Annotated in this window: 15 protein-coding genes; 9 read left to right on the forward strand and 6 right to left on the reverse strand. The window is 65.6% G+C overall.

Going from position 1 to position 20,181, the window contains the following annotated elements; genetic code table 11:
• Nucleotides 1-90 precede the first annotated feature (90 nt).
• The gene (locus ACYAF3_RS12885) at nucleotides 91-2,373 is read right to left on the reverse strand and encodes a putative bifunctional diguanylate cyclase/phosphodiesterase (protein WP_003118721.1); all 2,283 of its coding nucleotides are present in this window, start codon (nucleotides 2,371-2,373) and stop codon (nucleotides 91-93) included.
• A gap of 171 nt (nucleotides 2,374-2,544) precedes the next feature.
• Between ACYAF3_RS12885 and desA the strand changes: the two genes are divergently transcribed.
• From desA to ACYAF3_RS12915, 6 genes are all read left to right on the forward strand, one after another.
• A complete protein-coding gene (gene desA, locus ACYAF3_RS12890; protein ID WP_003104496.1) occupies nucleotides 2,545-3,723 on the forward strand; it encodes a delta-9 fatty acid desaturase DesA in 1,179 nt (392 codons plus the stop codon).
• 228 nt (nucleotides 3,724-3,951) lie between these two features.
• The gene (locus ACYAF3_RS12895) at nucleotides 3,952-5,337 is read left to right on the forward strand and encodes a sodium:solute symporter family protein (protein ID WP_003104497.1); all 1,386 of its coding nucleotides are present in this window, start codon (nucleotides 3,952-3,954) and stop codon (nucleotides 5,335-5,337) included.
• Between the two features lie 55 nt (nucleotides 5,338-5,392).
• Complete coding sequence (speB, locus tag ACYAF3_RS12900; RefSeq protein ID WP_003104498.1) at nucleotides 5,393-6,349, forward strand: agmatinase; 957 nt, start codon at nucleotides 5,393-5,395, stop codon at nucleotides 6,347-6,349.
• Nucleotides 6,350-6,401: 52 nt separating this feature from the next.
• A complete protein-coding gene (locus ACYAF3_RS12905; RefSeq protein WP_003118724.1) occupies nucleotides 6,402-7,364 on the forward strand; it encodes a LysR family transcriptional regulator in 963 nt (320 codons plus the stop codon).
• A gap of 112 nt (nucleotides 7,365-7,476) precedes the next feature.
• Nucleotides 7,477-8,448, forward strand: a complete 972-nt coding sequence (locus ACYAF3_RS12910; protein WP_003104500.1) for a GGDEF domain-containing protein — start codon at nucleotides 7,477-7,479, stop codon at nucleotides 8,446-8,448.
• Nucleotides 8,449-9,060: 612 nt separating this feature from the next.
• The gene (locus ACYAF3_RS12915; RefSeq protein WP_003084265.1) at nucleotides 9,061-10,443 is read left to right on the forward strand and encodes an OprD family porin; all 1,383 of its coding nucleotides are present in this window, start codon (nucleotides 9,061-9,063) and stop codon (nucleotides 10,441-10,443) included.
• A gap of 134 nt (nucleotides 10,444-10,577) precedes the next feature.
• Here the strand turns inward: ACYAF3_RS12915 and aguA are convergent, their stop codons facing one another.
• The 5 genes from aguA to ACYAF3_RS12940 form a co-directional block, all read right to left on the reverse strand.
• Complete coding sequence (gene aguA / locus ACYAF3_RS12920) at nucleotides 10,578-11,684, reverse strand: agmatine deiminase (RefSeq protein ID WP_003118139.1); 1,107 nt, start codon at nucleotides 11,682-11,684, stop codon at nucleotides 10,578-10,580.
• 85 nt (nucleotides 11,685-11,769) lie between these two features.
• On the reverse strand, nucleotides 11,770-12,648 hold the full coding sequence (gene aguB / locus ACYAF3_RS12925) for an N-carbamoylputrescine amidase (protein WP_003111119.1): 879 nt from the start codon (nucleotides 12,646-12,648) through the stop codon (nucleotides 11,770-11,772).
• Between the two features lie 162 nt (nucleotides 12,649-12,810).
• Entirely contained in the window at nucleotides 12,811-13,476 is a 666-nt protein-coding gene (locus ACYAF3_RS12930; protein WP_003107783.1) for a TetR/AcrR family transcriptional regulator, read from the reverse strand.
• Nucleotides 13,477-13,536: 60 nt separating this feature from the next.
• The gene (locus ACYAF3_RS12935; RefSeq protein WP_003107781.1) at nucleotides 13,537-14,598 is read right to left on the reverse strand and encodes a polyamine ABC transporter substrate-binding protein; all 1,062 of its coding nucleotides are present in this window, start codon (nucleotides 14,596-14,598) and stop codon (nucleotides 13,537-13,539) included.
• Nucleotides 14,599-14,853: 255 nt separating this feature from the next.
• Nucleotides 14,854-16,230, reverse strand: a complete 1,377-nt coding sequence (locus ACYAF3_RS12940) for a glutamine synthetase family protein (RefSeq protein ID WP_003112937.1) — start codon at nucleotides 16,228-16,230, stop codon at nucleotides 14,854-14,856.
• A 278-nt stretch (nucleotides 16,231-16,508) separates the two neighbouring features.
• On the opposite strand from ACYAF3_RS12940, the gene ACYAF3_RS12945 reads away from it, so the two are divergent.
• From ACYAF3_RS12945 to spuC, 3 genes are all read left to right on the forward strand, one after another.
• Nucleotides 16,509-17,261 carry a gamma-glutamyl-gamma-aminobutyrate hydrolase family protein gene (locus tag ACYAF3_RS12945; RefSeq protein WP_003118755.1) on the forward strand — a complete coding sequence of 251 codons (753 nt, stop codon included), beginning with the start codon at nucleotides 16,509-16,511 and terminating at the stop codon, nucleotides 17,259-17,261.
• 40 nt (nucleotides 17,262-17,301) lie between these two features.
• Complete coding sequence (locus ACYAF3_RS12950; protein ID WP_003084290.1) at nucleotides 17,302-18,660, forward strand: glutamine synthetase family protein; 1,359 nt, start codon at nucleotides 17,302-17,304, stop codon at nucleotides 18,658-18,660.
• A gap of 65 nt (nucleotides 18,661-18,725) precedes the next feature.
• Nucleotides 18,726-20,096, forward strand: a complete 1,371-nt coding sequence (gene spuC / locus ACYAF3_RS12955; protein WP_003084297.1) for a putrescine--pyruvate aminotransferase — start codon at nucleotides 18,726-18,728, stop codon at nucleotides 20,094-20,096.
• Nucleotides 20,097-20,181 lie beyond the last annotated feature (85 nt).

A 20,181-nucleotide genomic window follows, 5' to 3' on the forward strand; every position in this document is an offset into this window, starting at 1 on the left:
AGTGGGCAATATTCTTAAAAATATTGTTTAAGAATCTTTATAGGTAAAGTGGTTATAAGACGGCGAAGCGGCCCGGCTTCGCCGCCAGGCTCAGTCTTCCGGCAGCGCCACGGGCGGCAGGTCGAAGCGCAGCGCTTCCGCCGGTTGCGGCCGTCCGTACCAGTAGCCTTGGCCGAAGTCGCAGCCATGTTCGCGCAGGAACAGCGCCTGGTCCTGATGCTCGATGCCCTCGGCAACCACCCGCAGCCCCATGCTTTGCGCCAGGGCAACGATCGCCCGGGCGATCGCGGCGTCGTCCACCGCGCCGGGCAGGCCGGCGACGAAGCCCTGGTCGATCTTCAGCTTGTGCACCGGCAGCCGCTTGAGGCGCATCAGCGAGGAATAGCCGGTGCCGAAGTCGTCGATGGCCAGGTTCACGCCGAGGATACGCAGGCGGCAGAGCAGGTTGAGGGACTGCTCGAAGTCCTCCATCACCGCGCTTTCGGTGACTTCCAGCTCCAGGTAGCGGGGCTCCAGTCCGGACTCTTCCAGGGCATTGGCGATCCTTTCCTCCAGGCCGCCGCGGTTGAACAGCCGGCTGGAGACGTTGACCGCGACGAACTCCAGCTCGACGCCGCGCTGTTGCCACTCGCGCATCTGCCGGCAGGCACGCTTGAGCACCCAGTTGTCCAGCGCGGCGATCAGCCCGCATTCCTCCGCCACCGGGACGAACTCGCCTGGCGGCACCAGGCCGCGCTCGGGATGCTGCCAGCGCACCAGCGACTCGACGCCGACGATCCGCCCGCTGGCCAGGTCGTGCACCGGCTGGTAGTGGACGCGCAGTTCGTCGTGATCCAGCGCATGGCGCAGGGCCGATTCCACCTGGACATGGGCGCGGGCCCGGGCGGTCAGCACGCGGGTGTAGAAGGCGTAGGCGTTACGCCCGCTGTCCTTGGCCTGGAACAGCGCGGCGTCGGCGTGTTGCATCAGGTGGTCGACGTCGCTGGCGTCTTCCGGGTAGAGGCTGACACCGAGGCTTGCGCTGATATAGATCGGCTGGCAGTGGATGTCGAACGGCGCGTTGAAACCGTCGAGGATGCGCTGCGAGAGGCGCGCGACGGCTTCCGGGTCGTCGTTCTCGACGAGGATGGCGAATTCGTCGCCGCCCAGTCGCGACAGCAGGCAGCGCTCGTCGAGCTGGTGTTGCAGGCGCTTGCTGACCTCCTTGAGGAGCATGTCGCCAGTTGTATGGCCGAGGCTGTCGTTGATGTGCTTGAAGTGGTCGAGGTCGATCAGCAGCAGGGCCCCGGCCACCGTCCGGTCCTTGCCGTTCTCCAGCGCCTGCTCGATGCGCTCGCGCAGCAGCACGCGGTTGGGCAGGCCGGTCAGCGAGTCGTGGTGGGCGAGGAAGTCCAGCTCGTTCTCCGAGCGCTTGATGCTGCTCAGGTCGGAGAACACCCCGACGTAGTGGGTCAGCTGGCCCTGGTCGTTGCGCACCACGCGGATGTGCAGCCACTGCGGGTAGATCTCGCCGCTCTTGCGCCGGTTCCAGATTTCTCCGCTCCAGACGTCCTGCTCGCGCAGGGCCAGCCACAGGCGCTGGTAGAACGCCTGGTCCTGGCGGCCGGAGCGGAGGATCGCCGGGGTCTTGCCGAGCACGTCTTCGGAGCGGTAGCCGGTGATGCGCTCGAAGGAAGGGTTGACGTGCACGATCACCGCCTGGGCATCGGTGACCAGAACGCCCTCGCGGGTGCTGTCGAATACCGCCGCGGCCTGGCGCAGGTGGTCTTCCTTGAGCCGCTGCAGGGTGATGTCGCGGGCCACGCCAGTGTAGTGCAGCGGCTTGCCCAGGGCGTCGCGGAGGACCCGGCCGCGCGAGTGGATCCAGCGGTAGTCGCCGTCCTTGTGGCGCAGGCGGTAGATGTGGTCGAGATTGTCGGTCAGGCCCTGCAGGTGGTTGCGGTGGGCCTCCAGCACGGTGGCGTACTCTTCGGGGTGCAGGCGCTTCTTCCAGGTCTCGATGGGGTCGCCGAGTTCCTCCGGAGCGAGGCCGATCAGCGCGGCGTAGCCCGGCGAGACGAACATCCGGTCGGTCACCAGGTCCCAGTCCCAGAGTCCGTCGCGCACCGCTTCCAGGGCGCGGTTCAGGCGCTGCTCGCTGCCGTGCAGTTCGTCGTAGGCCTGGGCCTTGCGGCGGAACTGGCGTACCAGGTAGAGGTACAGGAGCAGGCCGGTTGCGGCGAAGAAGAACAGCCGCTTGGCGGTCATCCAGAACACCAGTTGGTCGTGGTCCTGGACCTGGTTTTGTAACAAATGATCGCTCAGGAACGCCCAGGCGATGGCGATTGCGAGATAAGCCAGGCTCAGGCGAAGGGCACTCAGGCGGGGGCTCATGGGATTTTCAGTGGGCAATTATTGGCCGGGCAGTATAAATGATGGCCATCCGGCCCTGTTCATATCTAAAAGAACGGATGGTAATCCCCAGCCGCTTGGTGATAATGCCCCCAGGTTTTGTCAGACAAGGCCCTCATCACTCCCAAGTCCCCCCGAGGTTCAGTACCGCCTATGTGGTTCAACGGTTTTCTCGACCTGTCGCCGTGGCAACTGGTGGCAGTTACCCTGGTGCTGACGCATATCACCATCGTCAGCGTGACCGTCTACCTGCATCGCTATTCCGCCCACCGTGCACTCGACCTGCACCCCGCGCTGCAGCACTTCTTCCGTTTCTGGTTGTGGTTGACCACAGGGATGAACACGCGCGAATGGACCGCGATCCACCGTAAGCACCATGCCAAGTGCGAGACCGTCGAGGATCCGCACAGCCCGGTGCACAAGGGCCTGTTCACCGTCCTGCGCGCAGGCGCGGAGCTGTACAAGGCCGAGGCGAAGAACCAGGACACCCTGCGCATCTACGGCAAGAACTGCCCGGACGACTGGATCGAGCGCAATCTCTACTCGCGCTTCCCGATCGGCGGCGTGGTGCTGATGGCGCTCATCGACCTGGCCCTGTTCGGCGCCCTTGGCCTGACCGTCTGGGCCGTGCAGATGGTATGGATTCCGTTCTGGGCCGCCGGCGTGGTCAACGGCCTCGGCCACGCGGTCGGCTATCGCAACTTCGAATGCCGCGACGCCGCCACCAACCTGGTGCCCTGGGGCATCCTCATCGGCGGCGAAGAGCTGCACAACAACCACCACACCTACCCGAACTCGGCCAAGCTGTCGGTGAAGAAGTGGGAATTCGACCTGGGCTGGGCCTGGATCAAGCTGTTCAGCTTCCTGCGCCTGGCCAGGGTCGCCCGGGTCGCGCCGATCGCCCATCGGGTCGAGGGCAAGCACAGCCTGGACATGGACACCGCCATGGCGATCCTCAACAACCGCTTCCAGATCATGGCGCAGTACCGCAAGCTGGTGATCGCGCCGCTGGTCAAGCAGGAAGTGGCCAAGGCCGACGAGTCGGTGCGCCACCTGTTCCGCCGCGCCAAGCGCCTGCTGTCGCGCGAGACCAGCCTGCTGCAGGACCGCCACCACGTGCGCATCGACTCGATGCTCGCCCACAGCCAGGCGCTGAAGGTGATCTACGAGAAGCGCCTGGCGTTGCAGCAGATCTGGGCCAAGACCAGCGCCAACGGCCACGACATGCTGGCGGCGATCAAGGACTGGGTGCATGAGGCGGAAGCCAGCGGTATCCAGTCGCTGAAGGAGTTCGCCGCGCAACTGAAGACCTACTCGCTGCGTCCCGCCTGACGCCTGGCGCGCCCTCGCGGGTGCGTCAGCCGCCTCTGCAACGCGCCGGCTCCTGCCGGCGCGTTGCGTTTCGGCGTCGCCAGTGCGACGCCCCGCCGATACTTCTCTTCCTCCGCAAGTCGACTTGCCCGATCCGGGATTCAGCCCGGGCGGCGCCCGGCCTATCTTCGGCGTGCCCAGGCGCCACGCCGGGCGTCACGCAGAACAACAAGAAAAGGAGCGCGGGCGATGTTGCTGGATTACCTGATCATGCTGGTCTACGCCCTGGCCATGCTGGGCCTGGGCTGGTACGGAATGCGCAAGGCGAAGAGCCAGAGCGATTTCCTCGTCGCCGGACGCCGTCTCGGCCCCGGCCTCTACCTGGGAACCATGGCCGCGGTGGTGCTCGGCGGCGCGTCGACCATCGGTACGGTCAAGCTCGGCTACCAGTTCGGCCTGTCCGGCTTGTGGCTGGTGTTCATGCTCGGCCTGGGGATCATCGTCCTCAGCCTGGTGTTCTCGCGGCAGATCGCGCGCCTGCGGGTGTTCACCGTGACCCAGGTGCTGGAGCAGCGCTACCAGGCCTCCTCGCGCCTGATCGGCGGGGTGGTCATGGTCGCCTACGACCTGATGGTGGCGGTCACCGCGACCATCGCCATCGGCTCGGTCACCGAGGTGGTATTCGGCATCCCGCGGATCCCGGCGATCCTCTGCGGTGGCGGGATCGTCATCGTCTATTCGGTGATCGGCGGCATGTGGTCCCTTACGCTGACCGACATCATCCAGTTCGTGATCAAGACCGTCGGTATCTTCCTGGTCCTGCTGCCGTTGTCGATCGACGGCGCCGGTGGCCTGGCGCGCATGCAGGAGGTGCTGCCGGCGGGCTTCTTCGACCTCGGCCACATCGGCCTGGATACCATCCTCACCTACTTCCTCCTGTACTTCTTCGGCGCGCTGATCGGCCAGGACATCTGGCAGCGGGTGTTCACCGCGCGCAGCGAGACGGTGGTGCGCTACGCCGGGCTTGGCGCCGGCGTCTACTGCATGCTCTACGGCGCCGCCTGCGCGCTGATCGGCGCGGCGGCGCGGGTCCTCCTGCCGGACCTGGCGGTGCCGGAGAACGCCTACGCCGAGATCACCCGCGAGGTACTGGCGCCGGGCCTGCGCGGCCTGGTGGTGGCGGCCGCGCTGTCGGCGATCATGTCCACCGCCAGCGGGTGCCTGTTGGCGGCGGCCACCGTGCTGCAGGAAGACATCTACGCGCGCTTCCTCCGCCCCGGTACCACCAGCGACATCCGTCTGAGCCGTTGCATCACCCTGCTGATGGGCGTGGCGATGCTGGTCCTGGCGTGCCTGGTCAACGATGTCATCGCGGCCCTGAGCATCGCCTACAACCTGCTGGTCGGCGGCCTGCTGGTGCCGATCGTCGGCGCGCTGCTGTGGCGCCGGGCCAGTCCGCAGGGGGCGATCGCCAGCATCGTCGCCGGTTGCCTGGCGGTGATCGCCTGCATGGCCCGCGACGGCCTGCTCGCCAACTCGCCGATCGTCTACGGCCTGCTGGCCAGCCTGGCGACCTTCGTCGCGGTCAGCCTGGCTACCCGTCCTGCCGCCAGCCTGCGAGCCCAGCCGGAATGAACCCACCGCGCCGGGCGGCGCCCGGCGCTTTCTTCCCGCCACACGGAGATGCTCCATGTCGAACGACCATCCGCAGCCCCTCGACGCCGCCGAGATTCCACGCTTCGCCGGTATCCCGACCTTCATGCGCCTGCCGGCGTTCACCGACCCGGCGGCGCTGCAGGTCGGCCTGATCGGCGTGCCCTGGGATGGCGGCACCACCAACCGCGCCGGTGCCCGCCATGGCCCGCGCGAGGTGCGCAACCTGTCCAGCCTGATGCGCAAGGTGCATCACGTCAGCCGCATCGCGCCCTACGACCTGGTGCGGGTCGGCGACCTCGGTGATGCGCCGGTGAATCCCATCGACCTGCTCGATTCGCTGCGCCGCATCGAAGGCTTCTATCGCCAGGTCCATGCCGCCGGTACCCTGCCGCTGTCGGTCGGTGGCGACCACCTGGTGACCCTGCCGATCTTTCGCGCCCTGGGTCGCGAGCGGCCGCTGGGCATGGTGCATTTCGATGCGCATTCCGATACCAACGACCGCTACTTCGGCGACAACCCCTACACCCACGGCACGCCATTCCGCCGGGCCATCGAGGAAGGTCTGCTCGACCCGCTGCGCACGGTGCAGATCGGCATTCGCGGCTCGGTGTATTCGCCGGACGACGACGCTTTCGCCCGCGAGTGCGGCATCCGCGTGATCCACATGGAAGAGTTCGTCGAACTGGGCGTCGAGGCGACCCTGGCCGAAGCCCGGCGGGTGGTGGGCGACGGGCCGACCTATGTGAGTTTCGACGTCGACGTGCTCGACCCGGCCTTCGCGCCTGGCACCGGCACCCCGGAGATCGGCGGCATGACCAGCCTCCAGGCCCAGCAACTGGTCCGCGGCCTGCGCGGGCTGGACCTGGTCGGCGCCGACGTGGTGGAAGTCTCGCCGCCGTTCGATGTCGGCGGCGCCACGGCGCTGGTGGGGGCGACCATGATGTTCGAACTGCTCTGCCTGCTTGCCGAGTCGGCCGCGCGAAGCGCCTGACGGCGTTCCGCCGGCCTGGCTTTGGCGCTATAACGAAGGCGGACCGAACGCCATGGGGGCGGGAATGCTGGGCAACCTCAACGACATCGACCTGCGCATGCTGCGCACCTTCTGCGCCATCGTCGAGGCCGGCGGCTTCACTGCCGCCCAGGCGCGCCTGAACACCAGCCTGTCGCGCCTGAGCGTGCTGGTGCGCGACTTGGAGGTGCGCCTGGGCTATTCCCTGTGCCGGCGCGGCAACGGCGGTTTCCAGTTGACCGAGGAGGGGCAGGAGCTCTACGACGCCGCGCTCGGCCTGTTCAGCGACATCGCCCGTTTCCGCGAGCAGGTCCGCGGCCTCGGCGGGCGCGATCGCGAGGCGTTGCACCTGGGCTGCGTCGATGGCGTCATCGGCCAGCATTGCCTGCCGTTGCCGCTGGCCATCCGGCTGTTTCGCCAGCGCGCCCCGGAGGTGCTGCTCAAGCTGCACACGCGGCGTCCCGACGAACTCGAGCACGCGGTGCTGGAAGAGCGCCTGCAACTGGCGGTGGGGGCCTTTCACCACCGGTTGTCCGGGCTCTACTACCAACCCCTGTTCCGCGAGGAGCAGAACCTCTATTGCGGCAGCGCGCACCCCTTCTTCGCCCGGGCGGACGACGAGCCGACACTGGACGAGATCTGCGCCGCCGACTATGTCGGCCGCGGCTACATGGCGGAAAACCATCGCCCGCACGACCTGCGCTTCAACCAGGGGACCGACGCCTACACCATGGAGGCCATCGCTACCCTGGTCTTCAGCGGCACCTACATCGGCTACCTGCCGACGCACTATGCCGCCACCTGGGTCGCCGAAGGGCGCATGCGGGCGATCCGGCCACGGCAACTGGCCTACGACTCGGAATTCCATTGCATTACCCGTCAGGGACACGAAGAACGACCGACCCTGACCCTGTTCCTGCGCTCGCTGTTCGAGGCGCAGAAACAACTGGGCGTGCAGGCTCCGGCGAATACGAACGGCATCGCTCGGCAATTGTGATCAAGCGCACTGGCTGGAGCCTTTCCCTGCCGTTCGGCGGGCATTTCTGTATCGCCGCGACCCCTGCGCTAAGTTGGCGGTCGAACCCGTTCCGCGAGCAGAGCGACGATCCATGGACGACCTAACCGGCATTCCCGAAGACCCGCAGGAGGCCGCGCTGGCCTTGCTGCACAGCCGTGCCGAAGTGGCCCGGCTGAAGGAGCGCGAGCAACTCTTCAGCGCCTTGCTGGCCAGCGTCAACTCGGTGCTCTGGGCCTACGACTGGCAGAACCGGCGAATGGTCTACGTCAGTCCCGCCTACGAGAAAATCTTCGGCCGTTCCGCGGCGCTGCTGCTGGCGGACTACGAGGAATGGCGCAACAGCATCTACCCGGACGACCTCGACTACGCCGACAGCAGCCTGCTGCAGGTGCTCGAACGTGGCGCCGTGGAACAACGCGAATACCGCATCGTGCGTGGCGACGGCGAGGTCCGCTGGCTCAACGACAAGTGCTTCGTCAGCCGCCAGGGCGAGGCGGGACTGCCGCTGATGGTGGTGGGCATCGCCGAGGACATCACCGACAAGAAGCACATGGAGAGCGAGCTGCAACGGCTGGCCACCACCGACGTGCTGACCCAGAGCAGCAACCGTCGCTATTTCTTCGACAGTGCCGAGGCGGCCTTCAAGGAGTGTCGCCGCGAGGGGATACCGTTGGCGTTCCTGCTGCTGGACGTCGATGATTTCAAGAAGATCAACGACCGCTTCGGCCACCAGGTCGGCGACCAGGTCCTCCAGCGTATCGCCCAGAGCGGCAGTGCCGCGCTGCGCCGTGGCGACCTGTTCGGGCGGATCGGCGGCGAGGAGTTCGCCGTGCTGCTGCCCGGCTGCGACGAGCAGACCGCGCGACAGATCGGCGAACGCCTGCAGCGCGAGGTGCAACGCCTGCGCTTCCAGGAGGGCGAGCACAGCTTCGGGATCACCGTCAGCCAGGGCCTGACGGTCCTCCAGGCCGATGACGAGGGACTCGGTGCCCTCTACAGCCGGGCCGACGCCGCGATGTACTCGGCCAAGCGCCAGGGCAAGGACTGCATCGTCGTGGGCTGACCGCTGGGCAAACGTTTCCGTTTTGTCGACGGCGCCACGGAATACCTCTTTGGGGAGGCGACCGGCAGGTCGCGGCTGCGGTACAATATTCCTTAAAGCTATTAAATATGAATAATTAATTCTTTTTAGGTTTATTGCGGATATTTTACTGTTTATTACCCACGCGCTATAAAGCGCGGGAAATAACGAATTCTGAAACGTGGCGGTAACTCGCCAGAAAGGAAGCTGTAATAGGCGGTTTTCTGCCGACACCCTTCGGCCCGTCAGCCGGGAGAAGGGCAGGAAGCCCGAGAGGACGCGAAGGCGGAGCCCGATGGAAAGATTGGCTTACAAATTGCCTTCACTGGCGGTGGGTCGAGACACCCGCCGCACAATAACAAGACACGAGTACGCCCATGCACACGCTTCCGTTCGCTGCCTCCCTGCCTGCTTGCCTGCCCCGTCGTTCCATCGTCGCGGGTTGCGCCGTTTCCTGATCCATCGAATGCCGAGTTTCGCGCGCGCCATCTTCCGGGATGGTACGGCGCTCAGTGTTTCAACGACCGGTCGGGCCCACGCGTTCCACTTCCCCCGACCGGAAGACAATTAGCAATACCAATGGGGAAAAGACCAATGAAGAGTCGCAAGATCAACAAGTCACGACTGGCCCTGGCCATCACTGCCGGTACCCTCGGTGCCCTGGCGCAACAGGCGGTCGCCGCCGGTTTCATCGAGGACAGCAAGGCATCGCTGACCCTGCGCAACTTCTACATCAATACCGACAACCGCAATGGCACCGCCTCGCCGAGCAAGCAGGAAGAGTGGGGCCAGGGCTTCATCCTGAATTACCAGTCGGGCTTCACCCAGGGCACCGTCGGCTTCGGCGTCGACGCGCTGGGCCTGCTCGGCGTGCGCCTGGACGGCGGCGGCCGTGCCGGCAAGAGCGGCCTGGACCGCCAGCCGGGCACCGTGTTCCCGCTGGAAAGCAACGGCGAGCCGGTGCACGACTTCGCCAGCCTGGGCCTGACCGCCAAGGCCAAGGTGTCCAACACCGAGTTCCGCTACGGCACCCTGCAGCCGAAGCTGCCGGTGGTCACCTACAACGACGGCCGCCTGCTGCCGGTCACCTTCGAGGGCGGCCAGGTCACCTCGACCGACCTCAAGGACTTCACCCTGGTTGCCGGCCAACTGGAGCACTCCAAGGGCCGTAACTCCACCGACAACCGCAGCCTGAGCATCGCCGGCGCCAACGGCAGCAGCGCCAGTTCGCGCGACAGCAACAAGTTCTACTACGCGGGTGGTGACTACAAGGTCAACAAGGACCTGACCCTGCAGTACTACTACGGCAACCTGGACGACTTCTACAAGCAGCACTTCCTCGGCCTGATCCACAACTGGCAGATTGGCCCGGGCGTCCTGAAGACCGACCTGCGCGCCTTCGACAGCAGCTCCGACGGCAAGAACGGCAGCCGTTCCGGCCGTGCCGACGGCTACGTCAGCAGCGGCTACTACGGCAGCGGCGTGACCAAGGGCGAAGTCGACAACCGCGCCTTCAGCGGCCTCTTCACCTATACCGTCAGCGGCCACAGCATCGGCGCCGGCTACCAGATCCTCAACGGCGACAGTGACTTCCCGTTCCTGAACCGTGGTGATGGCGAAGGTTCTACCGCGTACCTGATCACCGACGTGCAGATCGGCAAGTTCCAGCGTGCCGGCGAGCGCACCTGGCAGGTCCGCTACGGCTACGACTTCGCCACCGTCGGCGTGCCGGGCCTGACCTTCAATACCATTTACCTGAGCGGCGACAAGATCAAGACCGCCCGCGGCGACCAGAGCGAGTGGGAACGCGATATCTCCCTGGCCTACGTGATCCCGGACGGCACCTTCAAGGGCCTGGGCTTCACCTGGAAGAACGCCTCCTTCCGCAGCGGCCTGCCGGCTGCCGGTTCGAGCAACAACCAGCGCGACCAGGACGAGAACCGCCTGATCGTCAGCTACACCCTGCCGCTGCTGTAAGCTCCGGCCGGACAGGAAAAAGCCCGCGTCCTCCTGGAGGACGCGGGCTTTTTTCATTCATGGCGCCACTCGGCGTGCCGGGCCGGCCAGGGCGAACAGCGCCGCGGCTGGCCATCCGCCCTGCGGGATGCCCGTCAGGCCTTGCGCGGCGCCGGTTGCTGCTGGGTGATGCAATGGATGTTGCCGCCGCCGAGGAGGATCTCGCGCCCCGGGACCATCACCACCTCGTGCTCGGGGAACACGCGCTGGAGGATCGCCCTGGCCTCGGCGTCCTTGGGATCGTCGAAGCTCGGCGCGATGATGCCGCCGTTGACGATCAGGAAGTTCACGTAGGAGCCGGCCAGGCGAATGGAGGGATCGCGCGGCTGGCTGCCCTCGACGATATCCACGCCGTCGCACTCTTCCTGGGTCGCGTACAGCGGGCCGGGGATCGGCATCTTGTGTACCACCAGCTTGCGTCCCTTGGCGTCGCGGCTTTCTTCCAGCACGCGGAGGGCGGCCTGGCAGCGCAGGTAGTTCGGGTCGTCCTGGTCGTCGGTCCAGGCCAGCAGCACCTCGCCGGGACGCACGTAGCAGCAGAAGTTGTCGACGTGGCCGTCGGTCTCGTCGTTGTAGAGGCCGTTCGGCAGCCAGATGATGCTCTCCACCGCAAGGTAGTCGCGCAGGGTCCGCTCGATCTCCGCCTGGCTCAGGTGCGGGTTGCGGTTGTGGTTGAGCAGGCATTCCTCGGTGGTGATCAGCGTGCCTTCGCCGTCGACGTGGATCGAGCCGCCCTCGAGGACGAAGTCGTCGGTGCGGTAGCGGGCGCGCCGTTCGATCTCGAGGATCTTGCGTGCCACCTGGTCGTCGCGCTGCCAGGGGAAGTACAGGCCGCCTTCGAAGCCGCCCCAGGCGTTGAAGCCCCAGTCGACGCCGCGTACATCGCCCTTGTCGTCGATGACGAAGGTCGGGCCGGTGTCGCGGACCCAGGCATCGTCGCTGCTGATTTCCACGACGCGGATGTTGCCGTCGTCGAGGCGTGCGCGCGCGTTCTCGTACTGCCCGGCGCTGGCGCAGACGGTGACCGGCTCGAAGCGCGCGATGGCCTTGGCCACCGCGGCGAAGGCCGCCTGGGCCGGCTTGCCGCCGTTGCGCCAGTTGTCCGGGCGTTCCGGCCAGACCATCCAGGTCTGCTCGTGGGGTTCCCATTCGGCGGGCATGCGGAAGCCGTCGGCGCGTGGGGTGCTGGTCGGGTTGCTCATCGCTGCTCCTGAAATCGTTGCTATGCGCGGCGGACGCCGGCGCGGAATGCGCGGGGCGTCCCCGCGCGGATCGTTTCCCGAGGCCTCACGACTCCAGCGAACCGTCCAGGGTCTTCAGCGGACCGTAGAGGTTCGGCCGGCGGTCGCGGAACACGCCCCAGGCGCTGCGGGTGCGCTCCAGCGCATCGAGGTCGAAGGTGTGGACAAGGATACCTTCCTCGGTGCGGTTCAGCTCCTCGACTTTCTCGCCGAACGGGTCGGCGATGAACGAAGAACCATAGAAGGTGATGTCGTAGCCATCCTGCTCCTCGCGGCCGATGCGATTGGAAGCCACCAGCGGCATCAGGTTGGCTCCGGCATGGCCTTGCTGCACGCGCTGCCAGTGATCGCGCGAGCTGATGCTGGCGTCGTGCGGTTCGCTACCGATGGCGGTCGGGTAGAACAGGAGTTCCGCGCCGAGCAAGGCCATGCTGCGCGCCGATTCGGGGAACCACTGGTCCCAGCAGATACCGACGCCGATCCGTGCGTAGCGGGTCTGCCAGACCTTGAAGCCGGTGTCGCCCGGATTGAAGTAGTACTTCTCGTGGTAGCCCGGGCCGTCCGGGATGTGGCTCTTGCGGTAGACCCCGAGGTTGCCGCCATCGGCGTCGATGACCGCGATGCTGTTGAAGCGGGCGCGCCCGGCGCGTTCGAAGAAGCTGATCGGCAATACCACCTGCAACTCCCGGGCGAGGGCCTGGAAGTGGGCGATGGCGGCGTTCTCCTCGACCGTGGTGGCCAGCTGCAGGTAGTCCGGGTTCGGCTTCTGGCAGAAGTAGGGGGTCTCGAACAGTTCCTGGATCAGGATGATCTGCGCACCCCTGGCGGCGGCCTGGCGCACCAGTTTCTCGGCGCGGGCGATGTTCGCCGGACGATCCCAGGAGCAGGCCATCTGGGTGGCGGCGACGGTGACGTTGCGGGTCATGGAGCACCTCGTGTGCTGGCTCGGATGGCTGCCGGGCTTGGCGGCGGCCGGTTGTGGGTCGGGCGGGCGGGAACGGGGTGTCGCGCCCGATCGAGTGATGGGCGGATTTATATCCGATAAAAATCGGACTGTGAAGCGGTTTAAGAGGGTATTATGGATTTTCTATCGATTTAAATCGGATATAAATCCGGATAATGGTTCGCTACGCTTTTCCAGGATCGGCGGCAGGTAGAGCCCCAGGTAGGCGTCGAACACCCGCATGCCTTCTTCCGCCAGGCGTGCGTCGATGATCCCGTGACGCTGGACCGACAATGCGTAGACGCGATCGCCTAGCTCCATGGCCAGGCTGAAGATCTCGATATCGGTCGGCAGCGGTGGCAGCAGGAAATGCCGCTCGAACAGGGCGCGCATGGCCTGGCCGAGTTGCACGTCATGCTGGCGATCGGCCTGGGTGACTTCGGCCAGGCCGTGGCTGGCGAGAATCAGTTGGCGGGCCGCCGCGTCGCGGGCGTAGACCGCCAGCATGCGCTCCTCGACGATCCGCGACAGGTCGCGCCAGCAGCGCAGGCCTGCATGGTCCACCGGCTGTTCGAGGCACGCGCGGAAGGCGGCGTGGACCTCGCCGGTCAGCCCCTGGAGCAGGGCCGGCACGCTGGGGAAGAAGTGGTAGACCGACGATGGCGGCATTTCCGCGCGTTCGGCCACGCTATAGATGGTCAGGCCGCCGATGCCTTCGTCGGCGAGCAGGCCGCGGGCGGCGTCGAGGATCGCGGCGATCCGGGCCTGGCTGCTGGCGCGGGGCTTGCGGGTGGACGAGGTGGGCTGCATGGCGGGTCTCCGGGCGTGAGCGGCTATTGGACGCCAGCTCACGCGACCGGGGCAAGCCGCTCAGTGGCTGGCGCCGCGGAAGGCCTTCCAGATCTCGTCGACCACCGGCCGGAGTTTTTCCGGCGGCGTTTCCAGGGCGAACAGGCGGCGGCTGGTGTCGCGGTCCGGATACAGGCCGGGTTGCTGGCGCAGGGCGGGATCGAGGAAGCCGGCGGCGTCGGCGTTGCCGCTGGGGTAGAGGGTGGCGGCGGTGATCTGTGCGGCGATCTTCGGTTGCATCAGGTAGTCGATGAAACGGTGCGCCTCGCGTGGATGCTGGGCGCCGGCCGGGATCACCAGGTTGTCGATGAACAGCACCGAGCCTTCCTGCGGTACCTCGAAACTTACCGGCTGGCCCGCCTTGGCCGCGCGCAGGGCGTCGCCGACCCAGGCCATGGCCAGGCAGAGGCGACCGCCTTCGAGGTCGGCGATGTAGCGCTCGCTGTCGACGTAGCGCAGGTTCGGTCGCAGTCCGTGCAGCGCCTCGGCGGCGCGGCGTACCTGGCTCGGCGCAGTACGACCGAGGTTGCGGCCCTGGTAGTTGAGGAGGATCGCCAGGGTTTCGTCCGGCGCGTCCAGCAGGCTGATGCCGCAGCTTTTCAGGCGCTGGCTCTGGCTGGCGTCGAACAGCAGGCTCCAGCTGTTGGGCAGCGGCCCGCCATAGGCGGCTTCGGCCTGCGGGGTATTGATGGCCAGGCCTACGGCACCCCATAGATAGGGGACGGCGTGGCGATTGTCAGGATCGACCGCGGCCAGTTTGCTCAGCAATTGACGGTCGAGATGGCTGCGGTTGGGCAGCTGGGTGAAGTCCAGCGGCCGCAGCAGGTTGTCCTTCAGCAGGGCCGGCAGGGTGTCGTGGGAGGGGACGGCGACGTCGATCGCCTCGCCACTGCGCAGCGCCTTGTCCAGTTCCTCGGCGGTGGCGAAGGTGTGGTACTCGACGCGGATGCCGGTGTCCTTCTGGAAGGACTCGAGCACCTGCGGGTCGATGTAGTCGTTCCAGTTGTAGACGCGCAGGGTCTCCTCGGCCTGGGCCAGCCAGGGTGCGAGGGCGAGGAACAGCAGGGCGGAAAGGCGGGGCATGGAATCTTCTCGCTGGACGGAACGGAGCGGACGATGGTGCCGGAGCCAGGCGGCAGAGGCATTGATGCAGGCCAGCATCGAGTCTGGTGGGAGGCGTGGCGGCAGGCTGTGCCGTGGCGCACATTTCCCGGTTCCGAGAAAAGGACCGGGGCGGTTTCCCAGACACAGACGCCCCCGCGTTGAGTGTCTGCGAAACCGCCCCGGATTTCGCTGCGTACGGCGCCGGCCCAGGACCGGCGCGCCGATACCGCTACCTCAGACGGTATGCAGGTACCAGTTGTACTCGAGGTCGGAGATCGAGTGCTCGAACTCCTCCAGCTCGCTTTCCTTGCAGGCGACGAAGATGTCGATGTACTTCGGGTCGATGTACTTCGCCATGATCTCGCTTTCGTCCAGCTCGCGCAGGGCGTCGCGCAGGTTGTTCGGCAGGCTCGGCTCCATCTGCTCGTAGGAGTTGCCTTCGATCGGCGCGCCCGGCTCGACCTTGTTGGTCAGCCCGTGATGAACGCCTGCCAGCACCGCTGCCAGTAGCAGGTAGGGGTTGGCGTCGGCACCGGCCACCCGATGTTCCAGGCGTACCGCGTCCGGGCTGCCGGTGGGCACGCGCAGGGCCACGGTGCGGTTGTCCAGGCCCCAGCTCGGCGCGTTCGGCACGTAGAACTGCGAACCGAAGCGGCGGTAGGAGTTGACGTTCGGGCAGAGGAAGGCCATGGAGGCCGGCAGGGTCTCGAGCACACCGCCGATCGCATGGCGCAATGCGGCGTTCTGCTCGGGATCCTCGCTGGTGAAGATGTTGTTGCCATGCTTGTCGAGCAGCGAGATATGCACGTGCAGTCCGTTCCCGGCCTGGCCCGGATAGGGCTTGGCCATGAAGGTGGTGTCCATCTCGTGGTCGTAGGCGATGTTCTTGACCAGGCGCTTGAGCAGCACCGCGTGGTCGCAGGCCTTGAGGGCGTCGTTGACGTGGTTGAGGTTGACCTCGAACTGCGCCGGTGCGGATTCGGCGACGATGGCGTCGGCCGGGATGCCCTGGGCGCGGGCGCCGTCGATGATGTCCTGGAGGCACTCGACGTATTCGTCGAGGTCGTCGATGGAGTACACCTGCACCGACTGCGGACGCTTGCCGGAGATCGGCGAGCGCGGAGGCTGCGGCCGGCCGTTCACGTTCTCCTGGTCGATCAGGTAGAACTCCAGCTCGAAGGCGGCGACGATGGTCAGTTCCATCTCGGTGAACCTGGCCACCACCTGGCGCAGGACTTCGCGGGGGTCGGCGAAGAACGGCTCGCCTTCCAGTTCGTGCATGGTCATCAGCAGTTGCGCGGTCGGGCGCTTCTGCCAGGGTTCCATGGAGAGGGTGCCGGGGATCGGGTAGCAGATCCGGTCGGCGTCGCCGATGTCGAGACCCAGGCCGGTACTCTCTACGGTGGAGCCGGTGATATCGAGGGCGAACAGGGAAGCGGGGAGATTGATACCTTTTTCGAAGACTTTGTTCAGACTGTTGCGTTCGATCCGCTTGCCGCGAACCACGCCATTCATGTCTGCAATAAGGAGGTCGACGAACTGGACCTCGGGATGTTCCTTGAGGAACTCGCTCGGTTCAGTGAGCTGAACGGCACGCTGGGGTACCGACATGATGCAACACCTTTTTTGTTAAAAATTTCAATCATGCGGGGGGTAGGCTATGAGTCAATCCGAAAGCCTGTGGGATGTCAATAGCCGCCAAAAACGCCCTCTTGTGGGGCATTGAGGCCGTTTTCAGGGCATTTTCGCCGGACGAAAAGCCGAAAAAAACCTCGCGTCGAAGGGTGTTCAGGAGTGCGTGTTCAATTTTTTACAGGCCTATTGTGTAAAAAAATGAACAACGCTAAGCTCGGCCAAACCCCATAACATCTACAAACAACGGGTGTCTCATGTCTCGCCTGCCGTTAATCGGCGTCACCGCCTGCACCAAGCAGATCGGTCTTCATCCCTACCACATTGCCGGCGACAAATATCTGCGTGCCGTCGTCAACGGCGCTGGCGGTCTCCCGCTGATCATTCCTGCGCTGGGCGAGTCGATCGACCAGGCAGCCCTGCTGGACAGCGTCGACGGCTTGCTCTTCACTGGCTCGCCGTCGAACGTCGAGCCCCGTCATTATAGTGGACCGGCGAGCGAGCCCGGCACCCTCCACGACTCCGACCGCGACGCCACCACGCTGCCGCTGGTCCGCGCCGCCATCGACGCCGGCATTCCGGTCCTCGGCATCTGCCGCGGTTTCCAGGAAATGAACGTGGCTTTCGGCGGCAGCCTGCACCAGAAGGTGCACGAGGTCGGAACCTTCATGGACCACCGCGAGCCGGCCAACCAGCCGCTCGAGGTTCAGTACGCGCCGCGCCATGCCATGCATGTGCAGCCGGGCGGAGTGCTCGCCGGTATCGGCTTGCCGAGCGAGTTCCAGGTCAATTCCATCCATGGCCAGGGCGTTGATCGTCTGGCGCCGGGCCTTCGAGTAGAAGCACTGGCGCCTGACGGGTTGGTCGAAGCCATCTCCGTAGAAGGTGCAAAAGCCTTCGCTCTTGGTGTGCAATGGCACCCGGAGTGGCAGGTTCTGACGAACCCCAACTATCTCGCTATCTTCCAGGCTTTCGGTAAGGCCTGCAGCAAGAGGGCGGGGCAACGTTGAGTCCGGCTGTTGGGGCCGGACTCTCAACCCTGAGGTCTTTATGACTACCAAGTTAGACCAGCTGACCAGCTGGCTGAAGGAACGCAAGATCACCGAAGTGGAATGCCTGATTTCCGATCTGACAGGCATCGCCCGCGGCAAGATCTCGCCGACCAACAAATTCATCGCGGAAAAGGGCATGCGCCTGCCGGAGAGCGTTCTGCTGCAGACCGTCACCGGCGACTACGTGGAAGACGACATTTACTACGACCTGCTCGACCCGGCCGACATCGATATGGTCTGCCGCCCGGACGAGAATGCCGTGTTCCTCGTCCCCTGGGCCATCGAGCCCACCGCGATGGTGATCCACGACACCTTCGACAAGCTCGGCAATCCCATCGAGCTGTCGCCGCGCAACATCCTCAAGCGCGTGTTGAAGATGTATGCCGACAAGGGCTGGCGGCCGATCGTGGCGCCAGAGATGGAGTTCTACCTGACCAAGCGCAGCGACGACCCCGACTATCCGTTGCAGGCCCCGGTGGGCCGCTCCGGACGCCAGGAAACCGGGCGTCAGTCGTTCTCCATCGACGCCGCCAACGAGTTCGACCCGCTGTTCGAGGACATGTACGACTGGTGCGAGGCCCAGGGCCTTGACCTGGATACGCTGATCCACGAGGAAGGCACCGCGCAGATGGAGATCAACTTCCGTCATGGCGACGCCCTCGACCTGGCCGACCAGATCCTGGTGTTCAAGCGCACCATGCGCGAGGCCGCGCTCAAGCACAACGTCGCCGCGACCTTCATGGCCAAGCCGATGACCGGCGAGCCGGGCAGCGCGATGCACCTGCACCAGAGCATCGTCGACGTGAAGACCGGCAAGAACATCTTCTCCAATGCCGACGGCACCATGAGCGAGCTGTTCCTGCACCATATCGGCGGCCTGCAGAAGTTCATCCCGGAAGTGCTGCCGCTGTTCGCGCCCAACGTGAACTCGTTCCGCCGCTTCCTGCCCGATACCTCGGCGCCGGTGAACGTCGAGTGGGGCGAAGAGAACCGTACCGTCGGCCTGCGCGTGCCGGACTCCAGCCCGGAGAACCGCCGGGTCGAGAACCGTCTCGCCGGCGCCGACGCCAACCCTTACCTGGCGCTGGCTGCCAGCCTGCTGTGCGGCTACATCGGCATGGTCGAAGGCATCAAGCCGAGCGCCCAGGTCAAAGGTCGCGGCTATGAACGCCGCAACCTGCGCCTGCCGCTGACGATCGAAGCGGCGCTGGAGCGCATGGAGAACTGCAAGCCCCTCGAGCAGTATCTCGGCAGCAAGTTCATCAGCGGCTACGTCGCGGTGAAGCGTGCGGAGCACGAGAATTTCAAGCGGGTAATCAGCTCCTGGGAGCGGGAATTCCTCCTGCTTTCCGTTTGATCCTGACCGGGGGCGGCCGGCGTGGTCCGCCGCTCCCGGACAGTCTTGAATAGAAGAGGTGTGACATGAACAGCCAAATCACCAACGCCAAGACCCGTGAGTGGCAGGCGTTGAGCCGCGACCACCATCTGCCGCCGTTCACCGACTACAAGCAGTTGAACGAGAAGGGCGCGCGGATCATCACCAAGGCCGAAGGCGTCTATATCTGGGACAGCGAGGGCAACAAGATCCTCGATGCGATGGCCGGCCTCTGGTGCGTCAACGTCGGCTACGGCCGCGAGGAGCTGGTCCAGGCCGCCACCCGGCAGATGCGCGAGTTGCCGTTCTACAACCTGTTCTTCCAGACCGCCCACCCGCCGGTGGTCGAGCTGGCCAAGGCGATCGCCGACGTCGCTCCGGAAGGCATGAACCACGTGTTCTTCACCGGCTCCGGCTCCGAGGCCAACGACACCGTGCTGCGTATGGTCCGCCACTATTGGGCGACCAAGGGCCAGCCGCAGAAGAAAGTGGTGATCGGCCGCTGGAACGGCTACCACGGCTCCACCGTCGCCGGCGTCAGCCTGGGCGGCATGAAGGCGTTGCATGAGCAGGGTGATTTCCCCATCCCGGGCATCGTCCACATCGCCCAGCCCTACTGGTACGGCGAGGGCGGCGACATGTCGCCGGACGAGTTCGGCGTCTGGGCCGCCGAGCAGCTGGAGAAGAAGATTCTCGAAGTGGGCGAGGAAAACGTCGCCGCCTTCATCGCCGAGCCGATCCAGGGCGCCGGCGGCGTGATCGTCCCGCCGGACACCTACTGGCCGAAGATCCGCGAGATCCTCGCCAAGTACGACATCCTGTTCATCGCCGACGAAGTGATCTGCGGCTTCGGCCGTACCGGCGAGTGGTTCGGCAGCCAGTACTACGGCAACGCCCCGGACCTGATGCCGATCGCCAAGGGCCTCACCTCCGGCTACATCCCCATGGGCGGGGTGGTGGTGCGCGACGAGATCGTCGAAGTGCTCAACCAGGGCGGCGAGTTCTACCACGGCTTCACCTATTCCGGTCACCCGGTGGCGGCCGCCGTGGCCCTGGAGAACATCCGCATCCTGCGCGAAGAGAAGATCATCGAGAAGGTGAAGGCGGAAACGGCACCGTATTTGCAGAAACGCTGGCAGGAGCTGGCCGACCACCCGTTGGTGGGCGAAGCGCGCGGGGTCGGCATGGTCGCCGCCCTGGAGCTGGTCAAGAACAAGAAGACCCGCGAGCGTTTCACCGACAAGGGCGTCGGGATGCTGTGCCGGGAACATTGTTTCCGCAACGGTTTGATCATGCGCGCGGTGGGCGACACTATGATTATCTCGCCGCCGCTGGTGATCGATCCGTCGCAGATCGATGAGTTGATCACCCTGGCGCGCAAGTGCCTCGATCAGACCGCCGCCGCCGTCCTGGCTTGAGTCCCTGAGCGGACTTTTGCCAGACTGCGCCAGTGCGTTGGCCAGGCTCACCGGGTGGTGACGCGATCGGTTGCGCCACCGCCCG

The organism is Pseudomonas sp. TZ252 (assembly GCF_056110345.1).